The following is an 18843-nucleotide window of genomic DNA, read 5'->3' on the forward strand; positions in this document are numbered from 1 at the left end:
ACACCGTCAAGATTTGCGACAGCACCCACACTTAAACTTTATGGTTAGGTAGTAGAATGTAATTACAAAAAATAGAATGGCATAAATAAAAAAATAGTGCAAGTACATTTCTGTCTCTATTCCTAGAATGCCCAGAAAAAAGGAAACCCTAACACTGTCTGTTCCGCCAGGAACCAAGGAGCAGCTAGAAGCGATCGCACGTCGCCTGAATATCTTTTGGGGAAAAAGCCCTAGCCCATCGGGATTGATAGCTGCGATCGCTCAAGCCAAACTAGAAATCGGAAAGTCCTTCACCTTAGCACCCGATCAAGTGAAAGCCCTCCAACAAGCCACCAAAATCCTCTATGATTCAGGGCAGATTACAGAAGCTCAAACCCTCATAGGTTTGTTGTTAGAGCGAGGAAACCTAGAGGTTAGCCAGCGTCAAGCCCTCTTGCAACAGGCTAGTCAACTTGCCGAAGCATGGCGCATCATCGTCGATCAACACCGCAGTAACCAGCAACCATTTCTCTTGCTATACCGTGACGCTCAAGACCAAGATTTAGAGTACACCGTTCGTTACGCCGAGATTAGCTTTGAAGAAAAGCGCTTTTACCTCAACATCTGGTGCGAAGAAACGGAAGATATCAAAGACACAGACTTTCCCGAACTCATCCACAATCGCTGTCTGCGCTTGGATCGGATTAAAGCGATCGTACCTACTAGCGGACTATGGCGTGAAGAAGGGTTAGACTTCCTAAAAGTGTACTTGCACTTTAAAAAGGGAATGATAAAAGCCTACGAACTGAGAAACACAGACATTACTAGTGAAGTCGTAGTCGTTGGAGAAGAAACAGTACGACAAGTTGTGCGGCGTGTATCTAATCCTTTCTGGCTAGAGCGAGAAGTCTTGCGGTACGGGGGAGATTGCGTGGTGATGTCGCCAGAGAGTGTGCGCGATCGCCTCAAGCAGAAGCTACTCAGCCTCTGCCATTTGTACAACATCGACACTAGGAGTTAACTCCGAACTCATGTCTGCCAATTCTCCCTACGGAGACGCTAGCCGATCGCGAAAATAGAGCCGATACAAATCACACAAAGGTCTCACCGTATTCCCCTGAAACTTAACCAACCCCATGCTGCGTAATTTAAACGCCTCTGCCGTCCTAATCTCAATTGGACTTTCTGCTGCAACCACTTGTTTAACAGCAGCCACCAACTCCGTATTTTCATGTAAATTCAACAAATGGCGGCGAAGATGGTCATAATATGGCCCTTCTTCCGTAGGAGCCACTTTCAGTAGTTGTTCTAACGTCATTCTTCCCCGTGCAATTTGATAGAGCGCCACCCGCACCAGATAAGGATGCCCACCCACCATTGCCATCAGGCGATCGAATTGGTGGGCTGAAAAACTCAATCCGTGCCGCCTGACTAAATCTTCTACTTGTGCGTGATTCAACTCCGGCAACTCAATCGGTAATCCCACATTAAACGGTGATTGATTAATATTTAAGGGAATATAAACTTCCTTAGAATGTACAATCACCAACCTCAGCTTTTGCCAAACAGCCTCATTCTTCCCCCGCTCATGCCATGCTCTAAGCAGGCCAAAAAAATCTGTCGCAATATCAGGATGTTGGAAAATTTGATCAACTTCATCTAAGCCTAAAACCATGGGACTGGTCAGCTCAGATAACAAATAGCGTTGGAAATAATTGGTACATTTATTCTTACTGCCAAGAATCCCCTTCCAATAAATCTCCAGCTTATCTTCTCGATTCAATTCCCAAGAAATACTGGCACAGAACCACTGCAAAAATTGGTCTAAATTGGTGAGAAACTCAGCATCGGCTGACTGAAAGTTCAACGAGGCGGTATGATAACCCTGCTCGTTGGCGCGATCGAGAATTCGGCTCATGAGGGAGGTTTTACCCATCTGCCGAGGCGCTTTGACCCGAATGAGTGCCCCTGGCTTGATAATCGCTTCGTAGCAGTCCGCTTCAATCGGCGGACGCTCAACATAAAAAGCTGACTCTAAACCCACTTGACCCTCCGGTTCGTCCAATGTCGGAAGTCCCAGAGGCTGCCAGAGGATTGTTGATTCTGACTGCCCAGGCTGTTGGTGGAGCAGCCTCTCCAATGCTTGCAAAGCTTCTATGGCACTTTGGTAGCGCTGACGATAATCATAGCGCACCATCTTATCTAAAATTGCCGCAAAACCGGGGCTGACGGGAGCTCGGTCTTTGAATAATGCACAACTAAACTCCCCTGTCAATGAATCGTGGGGTAATTCTCTAGGATTCATCCCCGTCAAGGCTTGCAGACAAACCATGCCAACCGCAAAGATATCGCTACTAAACTGAGGTCTACCAGCCACTTGTTCGCTAGGCATATAACCCGGAGAGCCGATGACAATGGTTAAGCTCGTTTGTCCAGGGGTATTCCTGACTTGGGCACTAACTTCTTTAACGGCTCCAAAGTCGATGAGAACAATCTTGCCATCTTGGCTGCGTCTAATTAAGTTAGCGGGTTTGATATCGCGGTGGATCACATGTTGCTGATGGACAAACACCAGCACCTCTAAGATGTCCTGCAAAAGGGGTATTACAGAGGCTTCACTCAACGGCCTGCGCTCAGCAAATTCTCGGTCTAAAGGCTGACCTTCGATATATTCTTGAACCAAATAAAACTCATCGTCTTGTTCAAAGTGAGCCAACAGGCGGGGGAGCTGGTCATGATCGCCCAAGCGATATAAGGTTTGAGCTTCGCGATTAAATAAACGTTTTGCCATTTCTAAGGTGGCATTATCCGCTGCTTTGGGCTTGAGTTGCTTAACGACACATAGGGGTTCGCCGGGTAAATGGCTGTCTTTAGCCAGAAATGTCTGACCAAATCCACCGCCGCCTAGATGTCGGACGATTTGATAGTGACCCGCCAGTGTTGTTTCCATGAAGGTGTCTTAGCTATTGACCCGATAACCTATTGTCCATTGATCCAGCTTAGACCTAGTAAATCACGAGTTCCTCAACACCACCATTGATGAGATACTGATAAAAAAAAGATTTTGTCAAGCATTAAATTAAATTCTTAATAGGGGCACGGATAAACGTGATTAAGCGGATGTGTCTGGAAATTGCCAAATCCGCTCTTCTTGGGAAAAGAAACCTCTCACCGCCCCTAGACAACACCTCTACACCCATGGAAGAAACAGGCAGAAAATGAAGCTTCAACAGGAGTTACACACGAACACCACTGGTAGGGGTCATCTCTCACTCTCATCTCTGACCATAATTGCCTTACTTTCACTCGTTACGTTGATAATTGATATCTCATTGAATTTATTGGCTTGTACAACACATTCTTTGAGGCTTTATCGATTTTGGTAAATCGTAGGGACGCTCAGATAAATCAAGAACTTGGTAGAGTTTATTCAGGCTATTATCTGGGTCAAATAAAGATATGTTTAAAGAATGAAAAAAAGCAGTGTTCAAAATTAATTCAAGTTGTTGACAAAAATCCGGATAAACCCTGTTTTTTTGATTTTCCTGGAGATTGAATTTCCTGGATTCAAAAATTCCTTTCAAAATTACCAATTTTCTCAATACGGCTACTAATACGGCAGAAGAAACACTTAAACCTGTCATTTCTTCCATGGGTGCAGGCACATTCTGGTCGAATACAAAATGAGCATCCTTAAGTTGAAAAACAGCACAAATCTGCTGAATAATCTGAACTTGAAATAGATGTTCTATGTGTTCAACCTGTAAAGCTCCTTGGCTCCTTAGGTACAAACCCAGCGGTTTATTCGCAGGACAAAACTGAGCTAGCTTGGTAACGACGCGCTGACTGACCCACGGATATTGATGAATCAGCGAAATTAAACCTTGCCCATTTAATTGATTAGCGGCTGCCACAATTCTTCCTTGGTTCATCCAGAGATAATGCACAGAGCTTCGTGTTGTTGATTCTGGTAAAACCCGCAGTGTCAGCAATCCAGTTTTATGTCCTTTCTCGACAAACTGAAAAATTTCAGGTAAAGAAAAATCTGTTAAAGCACCAGTAATAGACATAGTTGTTTAATGAAAAGCCAAAAACTCAAAGTTTGATACTGTTATTGTCTCTATTGTGGGTATACAAGCAATATAAGGACAATAAACCTTTTTTAAATCAAGCTTTAAGCTCTCTCTATAGAGACAGGGATTTATAATGGGTTTTGTCCTGTATGCTTTCTGTTCGCTGTGACTACCACTCCTGTGCCTCATAGTTCCCAATCTGATGCCAATACCGCAACCCAGCAACCCGATGCTTTAGGGCGCTTTGGGAAGTTTGGCGGTAAATATGTGCCTGAGACACTGATGCCTGCTCTGTTTGAGCTGGAGCAGGCTTTTCAGCAATACTCTAAGGATTCGGGTTTTCAGACGGAACTACAACAGTTACTGCGAGACTATGTCGGACGCCCCAGTCCACTCTATTTTGCTGAGCGCCTGAGTGCTTATTATGCCAGACCGGATGGCACTGGGCCGCAAATTTATCTAAAACGGGAAGACTTAAATCACACCGGTGCCCACAAAATCAATAATGCCTTAGCTCAGGTGTTATTGGCGAAACGGATGGGAAAGCGGCGGATTATTGCTGAGACAGGTGCCGGTCAGCATGGCGTCGCCACCGCAACGGTGTGTGCCCGGTTTGGACTGGAATGCATTGTCTATATGGGCGTCCAGGATATGGAACGGCAGGCGCTGAATGTGTTCCGGATGCGGCTGATGGGCGCTAAGGTGCAACCGGTCTCTGCGGGTACAGGTACCCTAAAAGATGCCACCTCAGAAGCAATTCGAGACTGGGTGACGAATGTGGAAACCACCCATTACATCCTCGGTTCAGTGGCAGGCCCCCATCCTTACCCGATGATGGTACGCGATTTCCATGCCGTGATTGGTCAAGAGACTCGCGCACAGTGTCAGGAAAAATGGAGCGGTTTGCCGGATATTCTGTTGGCTTGTGTCGGCGGTGGCTCCAATGCGATGGGATTGTTTTATGAGTTTGTGAACGAATCGACGGTGCGGCTGATTGGTGTTGAGGCTGCCGGGGAAGGTGTGGATTCGGAAAAACACGCGGCAACGCTGACCCGTGGGCGTCCTGGGGTGTTGCATGGTGCCATGAGTTATTTGCTGCAAGATGATGATGGGCAGGTGGTCGAGGCACATTCCATTAGTGCAGGACTGGACTATCCCGGTGTTGGCCCTGAACATAGTTATTTGAAGGATAGTGGTCGGGCAGAATATTATGCGGTCACAGACCAAGAGGCGATCGCCGCACTTCGCAGGTTATCCGAGTTAGAAGGCATTATCCCAGCTTTGGAAACGGCTCATGCGATCGCGTATCTGGAAACTCTCTGTCCTCAACTCACGGACAATCCCCGTATTGTGATTAATTGTTCAGGACGTGGTGATAAGGATGTTCAGACGGTGGCTAAGTTCATTAACTTAGAGACTGGGCAATAGAAGGGAACGTTGGCAACCGTAACTGTTTGTCGTAAACGCTTCAGCGCTTTATCGGTTACTACCAGCAACAAACCGTACAACGACAAACGCTAAAGTAGAAGGGTAGGTAGTACCTATGTATTGTCAAGTAGGGACACGACCGACCCTATCTACGGAGCAAGATGCAAAAACGTTTAACAAAGTTTATCTTCGGACTCCTCGTGCTGACGGCTGGACTAAGTAGCTGTGATTATTCTACGATTATGGGTCAATCTGTGCCATCTCAGAGTACACCAACCTCAACCGGAACTCAAAGTTCTAAGCCCGCTGAATTCGCAGCAATGGAGGAGTCGGTTCATCAACAGGTGAATCAATATCGCCAGTCCCGGAACTTGCCACCGCTAAAATTAGATGCCCGGATTAGCGAAGAGTCCAGAATTCACTCTCAGGCGATGGCGAGTGGTGAGGTGCCTTTTAGCCATAACGGATTTGAAGGGCGGGTAAAAGCGATCGCTAAATCCATCTCCTATCGCAAGGCGGCGGAAAATCTTGCCTACAACATGGGTTACTCTAAACCAAGCGAACAGGCGGTTGACGGCTGGATCAAAAGCCCTGGTCATCGTAAAAATATGGAAGGGGATTTTGACACAACGGGCGTTGGTATTACCAAAAATGCCAAGGGCGAGTATTACTTCACGCAAATTTTCATCAAACGCCGATAATTGGGTTGAAGGTTAGCCGATGAGTCGGTTGACAGTTCTAAGCTATCCTATCCTTCGGGTTCTGCTCCCAAGTACAACCTTCAACCTTCAACTGTGGTATGGAATTGAAAGATTTTCAAGTTTGCGAACGCGACCTTCCCGACAGCTTATATCAAGAGTATCTTCAAGCTGAGGCAATCGCTGTTGATACAGAAACAATGGGGCTAATTTACCTGCGCGATCGCTTATGTCTCGTACAATTGTGTGACCCTCAAGGCAGAGTCACGGTGATTCGCATTGTCAAGGGACAAGCTGACGCCCCTAACTTAAAAAATTTACTAGAAGCGCGTCAAGTCCTAAAAGTCTTTCACTTTGCTCGTTTCGATTTAGCCACCTTACAGCAACATCTCGACATCCAAGTCAGGCCGATATTTTGCACAAAAATTGCCAGCAAGCTAGCCCGCACTTATACTAACCGCCACGGACTCAAGGAATTAGTCTTGGAATTAGAACAGGTAGAACTGGATAAAACGTCTCAAAGTTCTGACTGGGGGAATGTTGCTAACCTTTCCGACGAGCAATTGCGCTACGCGGCTAATGATGTCCGTTATTTACTTAGTGCACAGCAAAAACTCATCACTATGCTCCAACGAGAAGAACGCTGGGAACTGGCTCAACAATGCTTCGAGGCTTTGCCGGTGATTGTGACTTTAGACTTGTTGCAATACAAAGATATTTTTGAACATTGAGAGGGGAGGTAATGGGTAATGGGTAATGGGTCATTTAAGAGCCATAAATTTTACCTTTTACCTTCTGTTTGACCGACTCACAGGAGGGTGGTTGTTGACATCGGTTCCACCGGATAGCCAACCGCTTTCCATGCTGCCAAGCCTCCTCGGATTTCAGAGACATTCCGATATCCAGCCTCACGTAATCGAGTTGCGCCAACCGCCGTCTCTTCATCGGTTTCGCCGTAAACATAAATATCGCGCCCCAGTTCCAGTTTGTTCAAAACTCGGTCTGCGGATTCATTGAGCGGCATCGGCACAGCGCCCATAATATGGCTGAGATTAAACTCTGTGCGATCGCGGACATCAATAATGGTTAAGGCCGGTTCTCCCCAGTCCAACCGCGCCTTCAAATCGTACACCAGGGACTGTGTTTGCAGGGGGCGGGAGATAGGATTCATATCAAAAAGATTGCTCACGACTCCATACCATATTTGGTAGCATATCCTGCAATGTAGCAATAAAATTTCTAAATTTCAAATTTTATGGAAAAACCTTGACTTATTGACCAATTTTTGAATAAACCCTAGTTCCATTCGTTGGGCTGACGGCTTTCCTCATCTCTCCAAGCTAGCCAGTAAGATTGTTTCAGGACTGACGAAGAGCGCCCCACTTCAGCCTCTCAATCTCCGTAAGAAGGAAGCTCAACGAGAGCCATGCATGAAAGAACACATGAGGGGACAGCTAACAGAGGACGCCTTGTGGATAACACCCTAGGAAATCCAAAATATGAAGTTTGTAGTTAGTTGGACTCATACTCGCATGGCCTGGTTTATAGGCGCTCTCATGGTGGTTTTGCTGAGTATCCTGCCATTCACCCTAGCGCCTAGTCAGGCACCAACTCAAGCCGCGACATCCCCGGTAGAACTCACGCAAGGATGGCAATATCGCTGGGACGAGTCTCCAGTCGATGAAACGGGTATTCCTCTTTGCGCTCAAGAAACGATTTCAAGTCCTAATTGGCAATCATTTCGGTTTCCCAAAAAACTGGATAAGCCACAAGAAGCAAAAATTCTTTGGTTGCGTGTACCCTTACCCGCAGGCCAATGGCAATATCCAGCCGTTTATTTACGGTCTATTCCCTACATTTTAGGGGCTTATATTCAGAATCAACGGATTTATAGCCAATATTATCTGACACCTTTTGGTCAAGCTCAGTTGAGCCATTATCAATGGCCTATCGTTACTCTTCAGTCCGATTTTTCCAATCAATTCCTGTGTTTTCAAGTTTATGCTAATAATTCTGATTCTCTGTATATTGGATTGTTTGATCGGGTTACGGTTGGTTCGCAGGTAGACTTACTTAAGCGATTGCTTCAGCAAGAATTAGATGAAATACTAGGAGTATTTTTTGCTTTTTTAGGTTTAATTTCCATTCTTCTAGCCTCCAATCGACAAGAGAAGAAATCTTACCTATCTTTTGGGGTCTTAGCCATACTTATTGCTTTGTACACTATTGCTCGTTCTGATTTAATTACTTTATTCATCAAAAATTATATTTTGTTGGATTATACCCATTACATCTCTTTTTACTTGATGCCGATTAGTGCTTGCTTCTTTTTTGAAGAAATGTTTGGGTTCCGTTACAAAAGAGTTATTCAGGGGTTATGGAAAATTCATCTGATTTACGCTGTAATCGCATTACCGTTAGTGGTATTCCAAGTTGTCTCTTGGAGTTCTACAGTTCTTCCGGCGCAAATTTTATTATTATCAAGCGCTTTGATTTTATTAACCATTTCTATAAAAAATTCTCACCAAGGCAACTGGGATGCCAAATTGTTTACAACTGGCTTCTCTACGCTTACCCTCTGTGTCATTCATGATGTTTTAATTTACATATTTGAACCCGTAAACTGGTATCAAAAATTCTATCCTTGGGGAACTCTAATTTTTATTTTGTGTTTAGGATTTATTTTAGAGCGACGGTTCAGTGAAGCGCGGAAGCGATTACAGGCTTATGCGATAGAACTAGAGAAGAAAAATGCAGATTTGCAGAAAATCAATCAACTTAAGGATGAATTTTTAGCCAATACCTCTCACGAACTTAAAACTCCGCTGAATGGAATTATCGGCATTGCTGAGTCATTAATCGATGGCGCAACAGGCCCGTTATCTCAAAAAACTTTATTTAATCTTTCTTTGATTGCCTCTAGTGGTAAGCGTCTCTCTCAGTTAGTTAACGACTTATTGGATTTCTCCCAATTAAAACATAAAAATCTTGAGCTAAAAATTCAAGTTGTGGGAATCAGAGAGATTACTAATGTTGTATTAATGCTCTCTCAACCCCTTGTCGGTAAAAAAGATTTACGGCTGGTGAATAAAATTGATCCAGATCTTCCTACTGTCAAGGCTGATGAAAACCGATTACAACAGATTTTGTACAATCTAGTTGGCAACGCAATTAAATTTACCCCCAGTGGAACAGTTGAAGTTTCGGCGGCTGCGGTGAATCAGGAACTGGAAATTACAGTGGCGGATACGGGTATTGGTATCCCAACGGATAAGTTAGACCGAGTTTTTGAATCCTTTGAACAAGCGGATGGCTCAATTGCTAGAGAATACGGGGGAGCAGGTTTAGGTTTGGCGGTTACCAAACAGTTGGTACAGTTGCACAATGGCAGAATTTGGGTGGAGTCTACGGTGGGAGTAGGTTCTCGTTTCATTTTTACTTTACCCATATCCCAAGGCCAGGTAGAGCGAAAACGGCAAAAAGAAGTTTCAAAATTTCAAATGTCCTCTGTTATTAAAGAGGCTCCTAATAATTTCCTAATAGAACCAGAAAAGTTAGCCCCCGCGAACAAAGGGTTTCAAATCTTAATTGTGGATGATGAACCCGTTAATCTTCAGGTTCTCGTCAATCATCTTTCTCTGCAAAATTATGCAATTACTCAAGCTGCCAACGGGATGGAGGCATTAGAACTGATTGATCGGGGATTTAAGCCAGACCTGATTTTACTAGATATTATGATGCCCAAAATGACTGGGTATGAACTTTGTCAAAAAATTCGCGAACGGTTTCCCGCAAATGAGTTGCCAGTGGTTTTGTTAACAGCGAAAAATCAAGTGTCTGATTTAGTCGAAGGGTTTAGTGCGGGTGCAAATGACTATTTGACTAAGCCTGTGTTGAAAAATGAACTATTAGCACGGATTAAAACTCATATTCGCTTAGCGAAGATTAATGAAGCTTACGGACGTTTTGTCCCTCATGAGTTTTTACAATTTTTGGAACGAGAGAGCATTATTGATGTTCAGTTAGGCGACCAAGTGCAGAAAGAAATGACCGTTCTTTTTGCAGATATTCGCTCGTTTACCAATCTATCGGAGAAGATGTCTCCGAAAGAAAATTTTGACTTTCTCAATGCTTACTTAAGCCGAGTCAGTCCAGTGATTCGTAAGTATCATGGTTTTATTGATAAATATATAGGTGATGCCGTGATGGCGCTGTTTCCCCAATCCGCTGATGATGCTGTGCAGGCGGCAATAGAGATGCAAAAGCAAGTTTCTCTTTATAATGTTTATCGACAACAGACGGGTGAAGAACCAATTGCGATCGGGATTGGTTTACATACAGGCAGTTTAATGCTTGGTACAGTGGGAGAACCCGAACGGATGGAAGGCACGGTGATTGCAGATGCTGTAAATCTAGCGTCTCGTTTAGAAGGGTTAACGAAGCTTTATGGCGTCGATATTTTAATCAGCGAAAAAACTCTGTATGGTTTAGATGACTCCCAAAAATATCATTATCGCTTTCTCGGTCGCGTCCGAGTGAAGGGTAAAAGCCAACCGGTAGATGTGTTTGAAGTTTATGAGGCTAACCCTGAACCTGTGATTCATCTAAAGAGACAAACCCGCACTGAATTTGAGCGAGGAGTGGCTCTTTATGTTGACAAAAACTTTGCCGAGGCGCAGGACGTTTTTCAGGACGTTTTGCAACGCAATGAGCAAGATAAGGTCGCTCGATTGTATATAGAGCGCTGTATCAAAGCTCAAAGATTTGGTGTCTCTGAACTTGATATTGTAATTAACTAAGATTGGACAGCTCAATTTAGTGAGGTTTTGTTTGACTAAACGTAGTGTCTAAACTCAATTCCCGCAAAGCTTCAATCCGATTGGTAAAAACTTGCTCCACCGCGTTGATAATCGTGCTGAGTACCTCAGATTTGAGTTCGCGGAGAAAATCTGTTGCCGAAATAGCTCCAGCAAAGAAGGCTTTAGCTTGCTTCAATAAGTATCCCACTGAATCAAACCCAATGGATCTAATAATATAGGTAGCAACGGGCGAGTTTTTTAGGTCATAAACCGACTCTTGATTTCGTCCTTGAATTAACAGATCTAACACCTCAGCTTCTAAGGTGGTTTTAGGCTCTAGAGGAATGAGAAGATCGGGGAGAAACTGAGCTAAGGTGGGTGTAATGGTTCCTGGTCTAGGTAATTCTCCCATCAAAGTGGACAAGGGAATATTCCGTCCCAGGCGATAGCTGATCGCTTCTAAAATAGCGATCGTAATTACCTTGATGGCTAAATAGAGTCTGGCTACTTCTAAGTTTTTTTGCGTTCGAGAAATCAATATCCGATAAGTTGGATCATCGGGTTCTTCCATAAATTGCTGGAACACTATTTCTGGCTTGAGGAAGTTCATAAACTCTTCCATCTTGTGCAGAGAGCGGCGGTATCCCTGCACGGTGTAAGAATCAGCATGACTCAGCTCATGGTTCGTTTCAGGCATGAGGTTCCAGGTATTGTCCAAGAAATCAGCGGAATTGGGAAAGGCAAAATTCTCCACATCCCGGTTAACCAAACGCACTGAACGCTTGACAACAGCAATGGTTTGAGCTTCATCCCAACCAAAGTTAAAGTGATGATTGGCGGCTATCAAACGCTCGTAGAGCCGCTCACTGGGCGTTAAGCCTGATTCTGATAAGCCCCGGAAGGGAATGGTTGCTTCAATACAAGCGGCAATCTGAGCGATCAAACTCGGTGACAACAAAGGCTCTAAAGCCATGGCAGCAATGACTGCACTTAAGAATTCGTTTTGGCCTTTGAAGGGAGAAAGAGTTTCACCAGGAACCAACCCAAATACTGCCATGACAATTTCAAACATCAAATCATTGGGTAGTGTGGCAGGTTTTTCGATTACTAGCTTGCCTTTATCTTCCAAAATAAAAGGTGCTAAGTAACGACTGATGTTGAGATTCATGCCATGATCGACTTGCACATAGACGATGTCATGAAATAAAGCCGCCAAAATTTCAATGGCATCAACGGAGCCACCGACCTCAAAAATGTGTTCAGTGGTATGAAAATAGCGCCAAGGGCCGGTCATTGTTTGAATAATCAACTCAGTGATCTTCTCAATTTGAACCGGATCACTTTTTCCTTCTAACTGGGCTATTGCCCAAACCAAACGATCTTTGCAACGAGTACGAGCAACTTGTAGCTCCATCATTACCACCTCATTCCCCAATTTAAACAGTCACAGAAGGTGCGGACACAGGCAGCACTTATGACGGACATCGGTTCAAAGCCGAATGGTGCTGATCTAGGGTGCTGATAGTTGCCTGTTGCGCTTGCAAGTACGCTCCATGCTACTACGAACTTCAGTTATTCAGTACCACTCGTCTAAAGACCCTTAGCCGCGTGCGGCTGTTCACCCCAAAGTGCCACCGCAATTGGTCATCACCCTTTACTTTACCTGGGAGAGAGAAGATTTGGCTTTAACTTTTTGAGCAAAAATTTGCACTATTGTCTGATCTGTGGATGAAAGCCTGACTTTATTACACGGCGACTCTTTGTTTTTAATACTGAGTTGCATTCAAGCCGATCAGTTTCTCTCCCCTTCGGGCAGGGTATTTGCTGACTCATCCGTGTGAAAAAGTTTGTTGCTCCAGCAACACATCTATAGTTTTTTTGTAACAAAGTCAAGCTATACTCATTCGCTTCGCCTTCCTGAGACTGGGAAAATTGCGATCGCGTAATGTCCTCAATCCCAGAAGCGGCTGCTGATTGTAACGCCTCAGCATTACCGCAGAACATGGCAAAGACGAACAGAATTTAAGAAATTAATCAGAGTCAGTCCGAACACTAAAAAAGTCGGGGCAAGCTAAAAAGATTGCCCCATTTTACTGTTATCTTGCGTATCTTATGAGGTGAACCCGATTAAGGCACATAGTTCCTTAATTTGCCTATCAAACGTTATAGGTTTTTTGACGTAACTTGTGCGTGCTTATCTAACCGAGATTTAACATTGTACTCGGCGCTGCTGGCATCATATCCAGTTTCAGCATTGCCTTCGGTCGGCCCACCAATCGCTTTCCAAGCGGCAAGTCCACCTCTTAACTCTGATACGCTCTCAAACCCAGCTTGGCGCAGTTGGTTGGCGGCTTGAGCCGATTGTTCGTCGCTGTCACCGTAAACATAGATTTCGCGCCGAGGCTCAAGACTATCTAATGCCATCTGTGGCAAGTCTCCCATCGGCATTGCCACAGCGCCCATGATGCGAGAGGCATTGAAAGCTCCGCGATCACGTACATCTAGAATGGTAAATGCCACTTCACCCCATTCAAGGCGTTGTTTGAGAGCTTGAGCGCTCGACTGCGGCGTTTGCTGGCTGGGCGGAGTAGGCGTAACGTTAGGAAGCTTGTCTTTGGCATTAAGTATTGTATTTTCAACGTCTGGCATAAAGATTTATCACCGAATTACATCAATTGCAATTTAACAAGGTATTCATACTCAACCGTCCTTCTAGAGAGGGAGGATTGAGTAAATCTTCCTTAAGACAGAATGGTTTTCCCAAAAGGCTAGCTGGCTTGAAAATCAGCAGTTTTCAACTGTACAAAAGCCTCTTTCAGCTTTTGTATCAGTAATTGAGAGAGATTTACTAAAAAATAGCCGGATTGCTCAATACTCAAAGGCGTTTTGTGATTTTTTATTCCCCATGATATAAGGTTTTTAGCCATTTCTCTATCCTTAGAGAGATGCAGTAGTCTTTGATGTCTTGACAGGTCAAAATTATTGTTAAAAAATCTGAAGTTAGATAGATTTTATTTTCTTTTTATAAGTGAATTGAGCGACAGGTAATGAAATCAAGATAAGAGTAATAAATCTGTCTGACCTAAAAAGGCTCAGTATGCCTAAGGTATGAATTAAATACCGCAGGTCAGATTTTCCTATCAATCTCCCTTGATAAAGATGAAAGATATGAAAGTACGAGGCGTCCGATCAAGACGCCTGCAAAGACTGATAAAAAAACTGGGAGTCCCTCGTCTTTTAGGAATCCTTGTTGCATGGATTCTCATCTTCCAAGTTTGGATACTGCCCGCGCTGACGCAACAGCCTGTCGTCATCACAATGATGTCGCAAGGTCAGGATTTGGCAAATTGGACACCCTTTTTTCAAGAATTTCAACAGAAAAATCCCGACATTCGGATCAATGTTGTAGAAGGGCCATTTGATACTAACCTACAAGAGAACCTCCTCACCTCTGCCTTTCTCTTAGGAGACTCGCCCTACGATGTTCTTAACCTTGATATTGTCTGGGTACCAAAATTTGCCGCCGCAGGCTGGCTAAGGCCTTTGGACGACCGAGTTTCTGCGGAACAACTGGCAGAAATGGTTGAGAACAACATCGACGGTGGGCGCTATCAAGGTAAACTTTATCGGATGCCGACAAACTCCGATGCGGGAGTGCTTTACTACCGCACAGATCTGTTAAAGCAAATTGGTGCGAAACCGCCAGAAACCTTTAGCGAGATGGTGGGAATTCTTCAGAACTTGCAGAAATCAGGCGCAAAAGATAATGAGTGGGGTTATCTCTGGCAAGGCAGGCAGTACGAAGGTGTATCTGCAATGTTTATCGAGGTTCTTGAAGGCTTCGGTGGCTTCTGGGTTAATCCAGATACCCTTGAAGTCGGTCTCGATCAACCACAGGCCATCGAGGCGGTTAATTTTTTACGCAACACGATTACCCAAGGCATTTCTCCTCGTGGTGTCACTACCTATGGAGAAGAAGAAACACGCCAAATCTTTCAAAGTGGTGGCGCAGTTTTCTTGCGTAATTGGCCTTATGTCTGGAAATTGGTGAATCAAGAAGACTCAAAAATTCGCGGTAAAGTTGGCATCCGACCCATGCTTCAGGGCGCAGGTCAAACGGGTGGTTCTTGCTTAGGTGGATGGGGTTTAGGAATATCCACGACGACTAAACACCCAGAGGAAGCATGGCGACTCATTCAGTACATGACGAGTAAAGATACGATGCGCCGATTTGTTTTAGAAACGGGGTTAATTTCTAGTTACAAATCCCTGTTTACAGAGCCGGAAATTATGGCAAAATACCCTCACTTTCCGCAACTTCTAGAAGCCGTTCAACAATCGGTTTTACGGCCTCCTGTTGCCCAATATGCCCAAGCTTCAGATATTTTGCAACGCTATCTCAGTGCGGCTTTTACGAATGGCATGAATCCACAAGATGCGATGCAGGCCGCAGCAAGAGAAACCCGGAATTTATTGGGTCGTTTGCAGCGTACTCAAACGTCTCAAGACTCAGCACCTGCCCAAAAGGTAGCAATTCACTCTTAAGACGCACACTTCATCCTTCACACTTCTAATGACTACTGCACAGGTAAGAGACGTAATTCGAGAACGAGAACAGCGAACTGGATGGTTTTTACTATTACCCGCGATCATCCTGCTGTTATTGGTATTTGCTTATCCCATTGGACGGGCTTTCTGGTTAAGTTTATTCACCCAAAATTTAGGCACCCAACTCCAAACAGAATTTTCCGGCTTGTACAACTACGGACGCATGGCGGGCGATGGCCGTTTCTGGCGAAGTATGTTGAACACGAGCATCTTTACCGCCGCCTCTGTTTTACTGGAATTAGTACTAGGAATGGGCGTGGCTTTGGTACTCAATCAATCCTTTAAAGGACGTGGACTAGTCCGAACGATTACCCTCATTCCTTGGGCGTTGCCAACTGCTTTAATGGGACTCGCTTGGGCTTGGATTTTTAATGACCAATTCGGTGTGGTTAATGACATCCTCATGCGCTTGGGAATCATTAATACGGGAATTACCTGGTTAGGCGATCCCACATTGGCTATGGTGGCTGTTGTGCTTGCCGATGTTTGGAAAACAACACCCTTTATTGCCATCCTTTTGTTGGCTGGGTTGCAATCGATTTCCACTGACCTTTATGAAGCTCATTCTATTGATGGGGCGACTCCCTGGCAGAGTTTTTGGAAAATTACCATTCCCCTATTGATGCCTCAAATTGTGATTGCTGTGTTGTTCCGATTTGCCCAGGCGTTCGGCATTTTTGACCTCATTCAGGTGATGACTGGGGGTGGCCCAGGGGGAGCTACGGAAACGGTTTCTCTCTATATTTATGGTACCGTGATGCGTTACTTGGATTTTGGTTATGGGGCGGCACTCGTGGTTGTAACCTTTGTTTTACTCGTCGCTGCTGTGGCAATCGCCGCTTATTTCTTGTCCAGATCCCGTGCTAATGCCGCAGGAGCAAGATAGTTAATCGTTAAAAGTTCCAGCTTTTTTTGCACTTTCAATCCTTGAATTTTTCAATCCTATGACTATCGCACACGAGCAACCCGCTGAAAAAGCCTCTACTTTCAACTGGCGGAAAATTCTTTTGCCTATCTCGGTTTTTTTGGTGGTTATTTTCTTCCTGGGGCCAGTTCTCTGGCAGGTATTAACTTCCTTCAAAGTCAATTCAGATATCTCTGCTGTTCCCGCTGTTTACTTTCCCACGCGGCTTACCCTCGAACACTATCTGTCTTTATTCGTTCGCCGCCCATTTACTCTCTATATCATCAATAGTGCGTTTGTTTCCATCACTTCAACACTGCTAGCATTAGCCTTAGGTGCTCCGGCGGCTTATGTCTTGGCACGGATGCGTCTACCGGGCGAAAAAATCATTCTTGCCGCTGTCTTAATCGTCACACTATTTCCAGCGGTTCTACTCTTTTTGGGACTGTTAGAAGTAGTCAGAATTACCCATTTAGGCAATAACTACTTGGCTCTAATTCTTCCTTACACGGCGATTAATTTGCCGTTAACGATTTTGGTCATGCGGAGTTTTTTCCAACAACTGCCCAAAGATTTGGAAGATTCGGCAAAAGTCGATGGCTACAATACGGTGGAAATGCTAGTTAGGATTGTGTTGCCGATGACGCTGCCTGCACTGGTAACAACTGGCATTCTCACCTTTATCTCTGCCTGGAATGAATTCATTTTTGCCCTAACCTTTATCACCCGTGAATCGATGAAGACGATACCCGTTGCAACCGCTCAGTTAAGTGGGGCGTCGGCTTTTGAAATTCCCTATGGGCCGATTGCTGCTGCTACAGTATTAGGAACCTTACCTTTAGTTATACTGGTGCTGTTGTTCCAGCGTAAGATTGTCCAGGGTTTAACCGCTGGTGCTGTCAAAGGATAGTTGGGAGCAAGGCTTTTCTCAGGGTTCGGCTAAGTAAGCGGATATCAATAAAATTGCCATCATTTGTAGTCAAACTTTACATAGAAAAGCTCGTGGTATTGCCTGTTACCAACCTACTTATCAAGGCATTCTGCCGACAGCAGGAAGACTCAACTGGAGTTTTAAGACATGATTAATTCACCTTTGATTCTTTTCCTTAACTCGTAAATTTTTTGAAAATAGCCCTGAATTGATGGCAGAATCAGGCTTTAATCTACCTCAAATTTGTGTGAAATAAGTAATAAAAACTATGGCAAACCTTGAACTCATAAATCTCAACAAAACCTACACCCCTAAAGTAATTCCTGTTAAAGACATCAGTATAGATGTTGAGGAAGGGGAGTTTCTTACCCTGCTAGGCCCATCGGGATGTGGGAAATCAACCTTACTACGCTTAATTGCTGGGCTGGAGCCGCCGACCCGTGGCAAAGTGGTGATTAATGGGCGCGATGTTAGCCGTGTTGGCCCTGGCAAGCGCAACATTGCCATGGTATTCCAAAGCTACGCTCTCTACCCCCACATGACGGTTGCTGACAACATCGCCGCTGGTTTAAAGCTACGCAAAATGCCATCCGATGAAATCCGGCGGCGCGTCGATGATGTAGCCCAGAAACTGGGGCTACAAAGTTTAATGGATCGTAAACCCGGTCAGATGTCGGGGGGACAGAGGCAACGGGTTGCTCTCGCTCGTGCTCTGGTGCGCCAACCCGATGTCTTTTTGTTGGATGAACCCTTGAGTAACTTGGATGCTTTGTTACGGGAGCAAGTGCGGGCGGATTTAAAACAGTTATTCGAGAAGCAACAGGCACCTGTGGTTTATGTGACTCACGACCAGACGGAAGCCATGACCCTTTCTAGCAAAGTGGCTGTACTCTACGACGGGAACTTGCAACAGTTGGCACCGCCCCAGGAAATCTACACCCGACCGGCAAATCAATTTGTGGCGGGTTTCGTCGGTAGCCCCCAAATGAACCTATTGACTCTCTCCTGCCAAGGCAACCAGGCGGTCTTAGGTGAGTTTAGGATTCCGATGCCCAACTTACCCACACCGCCTTCACAGGTTGTTCTGGGCATTCGTCCAGAAGATGTTCACCTTGCTACTCCAGAGGATCGAGTGACGGTTCAAGGTCGAATTTTCCTGGTGGAAAACTTGGGGATGCAGAATTTAATCAGCGTTATGGTGAAGGGTTCAGAGGTGAGGATACGGGCTTTGTTGCCGGCGCATCAGGCGTGGGAAGGAGAAGAGGTGAGCCTATCCATGTCACCCCAAGCGATTCATTGGTTTGATGTTCAGACCGGCGATCGCATCCAAAATCACTCTTCCGAACAAACCCCTCAGTCTCTCGGTCTTCCTTCCATCGAAAACGGCTCCATTCCATCCCAACGTCAATTGACCTAGCTCTGC

15 protein-coding genes are annotated in these 18843 nt (G+C 44.9%); 9 read left to right on the plus strand and 6 right to left on the minus strand.

Annotation, left to right across the window (positions count from 1 at the left end):
* Positions 1 to 127 precede the first annotated feature (127 nt).
* Positions 128 to 1000: a helix-turn-helix transcriptional regulator gene (locus tag MIC7113_RS16230; protein WP_015183244.1), complete on the plus strand. Its 873-nt coding sequence runs from the start codon at positions 128 to 130 to the stop codon at positions 998 to 1000.
* Positions 1001 to 1027: 27 nt separating this feature from the next.
* On the opposite strand, the gene MIC7113_RS16235 is transcribed toward MIC7113_RS16230, so the two are convergent.
* Together MIC7113_RS16235 and MIC7113_RS16240 are read right to left on the minus strand one after the other, a co-directional pair.
* The gene (locus MIC7113_RS16235; protein ID WP_015183245.1) at positions 1028 to 2929 is read right to left on the minus strand and encodes an AAA-like domain-containing protein; all 1902 of its coding nucleotides are present in this window, start codon (positions 2927 to 2929) and stop codon (positions 1028 to 1030) included.
* 388 nt (positions 2930 to 3317) lie between these two features.
* The gene (locus MIC7113_RS16240) at positions 3318 to 4049 is read right to left on the minus strand and encodes a DUF4388 domain-containing protein (protein ID WP_015183246.1); all 732 of its coding nucleotides are present in this window, start codon (positions 4047 to 4049) and stop codon (positions 3318 to 3320) included.
* A 168-nt stretch (positions 4050 to 4217) separates the two neighbouring features.
* Between MIC7113_RS16240 and trpB the strand changes: the two genes are divergently transcribed.
* The 3 genes from trpB (at position 4218) to MIC7113_RS16255 (ending at position 6909) form a co-directional block, all read left to right on the plus strand.
* Positions 4218 to 5480, plus strand: a complete 1263-nt coding sequence (trpB, locus tag MIC7113_RS16245; RefSeq protein ID WP_015183247.1) for a tryptophan synthase subunit beta — start codon at positions 4218 to 4220, stop codon at positions 5478 to 5480.
* Positions 5481 to 5641: 161 nt separating this feature from the next.
* Entirely contained in the window at positions 5642 to 6181 is a 540-nt protein-coding gene (locus tag MIC7113_RS16250) for a CAP domain-containing protein (RefSeq protein WP_015183249.1), read from the plus strand.
* A gap of 98 nt (positions 6182 to 6279) precedes the next feature.
* Positions 6280 to 6909 (plus strand): ribonuclease D, encoded by a 630-nt coding sequence (locus MIC7113_RS16255; RefSeq protein WP_015183250.1) that lies wholly within the window; start codon positions 6280 to 6282, stop codon positions 6907 to 6909.
* Between the two features lie 77 nt (positions 6910 to 6986).
* Here the strand turns inward: MIC7113_RS16255 and MIC7113_RS16260 are convergent, their stop codons facing one another.
* Positions 6987 to 7349, minus strand: coding sequence for a rhodanese-like domain-containing protein (locus MIC7113_RS16260; protein WP_015183251.1), 363 nt, complete (start codon positions 7347 to 7349; stop codon positions 6987 to 6989).
* A gap of 328 nt (positions 7350 to 7677) precedes the next feature.
* Here MIC7113_RS16260 and MIC7113_RS16265 point away from each other — a divergent pair, with 328 nt between their 5' ends.
* Positions 7678 to 10977, plus strand: coding sequence for an ATP-binding protein (locus tag MIC7113_RS16265; protein WP_015183252.1), 3300 nt, complete (start codon positions 7678 to 7680; stop codon positions 10975 to 10977).
* 16 nt (positions 10978 to 10993) lie between these two features.
* Here MIC7113_RS16265 and MIC7113_RS16270 read toward each other — a convergent pair whose 3' ends face one another.
* From MIC7113_RS16270 to MIC7113_RS36510, 3 genes are all read right to left on the minus strand, one after another.
* The gene (locus MIC7113_RS16270; RefSeq protein ID WP_041780094.1) at positions 10994 to 12391 is read right to left on the minus strand and encodes a hypothetical protein; all 1398 of its coding nucleotides are present in this window, start codon (positions 12389 to 12391) and stop codon (positions 10994 to 10996) included.
* A gap of 749 nt (positions 12392 to 13140) precedes the next feature.
* A complete protein-coding gene (locus tag MIC7113_RS16275) occupies positions 13141 to 13626 on the minus strand; it encodes a rhodanese-like domain-containing protein (RefSeq protein WP_015183254.1) in 486 nt (161 codons plus the stop codon).
* A 119-nt stretch (positions 13627 to 13745) separates the two neighbouring features.
* Entirely contained in the window at positions 13746 to 13904 is a 159-nt protein-coding gene (locus MIC7113_RS36510) for a hypothetical protein (protein WP_015183255.1), read from the minus strand.
* 232 nt (positions 13905 to 14136) lie between these two features.
* On the opposite strand from MIC7113_RS36510, the gene MIC7113_RS16280 reads away from it, so the two are divergent.
* The 4 genes from MIC7113_RS16280 to MIC7113_RS16295 all read left to right on the plus strand — a co-directional run bounded on the left by MIC7113_RS16280 (position 14137) and on the right by MIC7113_RS16295 (position 18837).
* On the plus strand, positions 14137 to 15522 hold the full coding sequence (locus tag MIC7113_RS16280) for an ABC transporter substrate-binding protein (RefSeq protein WP_015183256.1): 1386 nt from the start codon (positions 14137 to 14139) through the stop codon (positions 15520 to 15522).
* A 28-nt stretch (positions 15523 to 15550) separates the two neighbouring features.
* The gene (locus tag MIC7113_RS16285; RefSeq protein ID WP_015183257.1) at positions 15551 to 16471 is read left to right on the plus strand and encodes a carbohydrate ABC transporter permease; all 921 of its coding nucleotides are present in this window, start codon (positions 15551 to 15553) and stop codon (positions 16469 to 16471) included.
* A 58-nt stretch (positions 16472 to 16529) separates the two neighbouring features.
* Complete coding sequence (locus MIC7113_RS16290) at positions 16530 to 17399, plus strand: carbohydrate ABC transporter permease (RefSeq protein WP_015183258.1); 870 nt, start codon at positions 16530 to 16532, stop codon at positions 17397 to 17399.
* A gap of 289 nt (positions 17400 to 17688) precedes the next feature.
* Positions 17689 to 18837, plus strand: a complete 1149-nt coding sequence (locus MIC7113_RS16295) for an ABC transporter ATP-binding protein (RefSeq protein ID WP_015183259.1) — start codon at positions 17689 to 17691, stop codon at positions 18835 to 18837.
* Positions 18838 to 18843: the final 6 nt, after the last annotated feature.

This window comes from Allocoleopsis franciscana PCC 7113 (assembly GCF_000317515.1).
GTDB classification, from domain to species: domain Bacteria; phylum Cyanobacteriota; class Cyanobacteriia; order Cyanobacteriales; family Coleofasciculaceae; genus Allocoleopsis; species Allocoleopsis franciscana.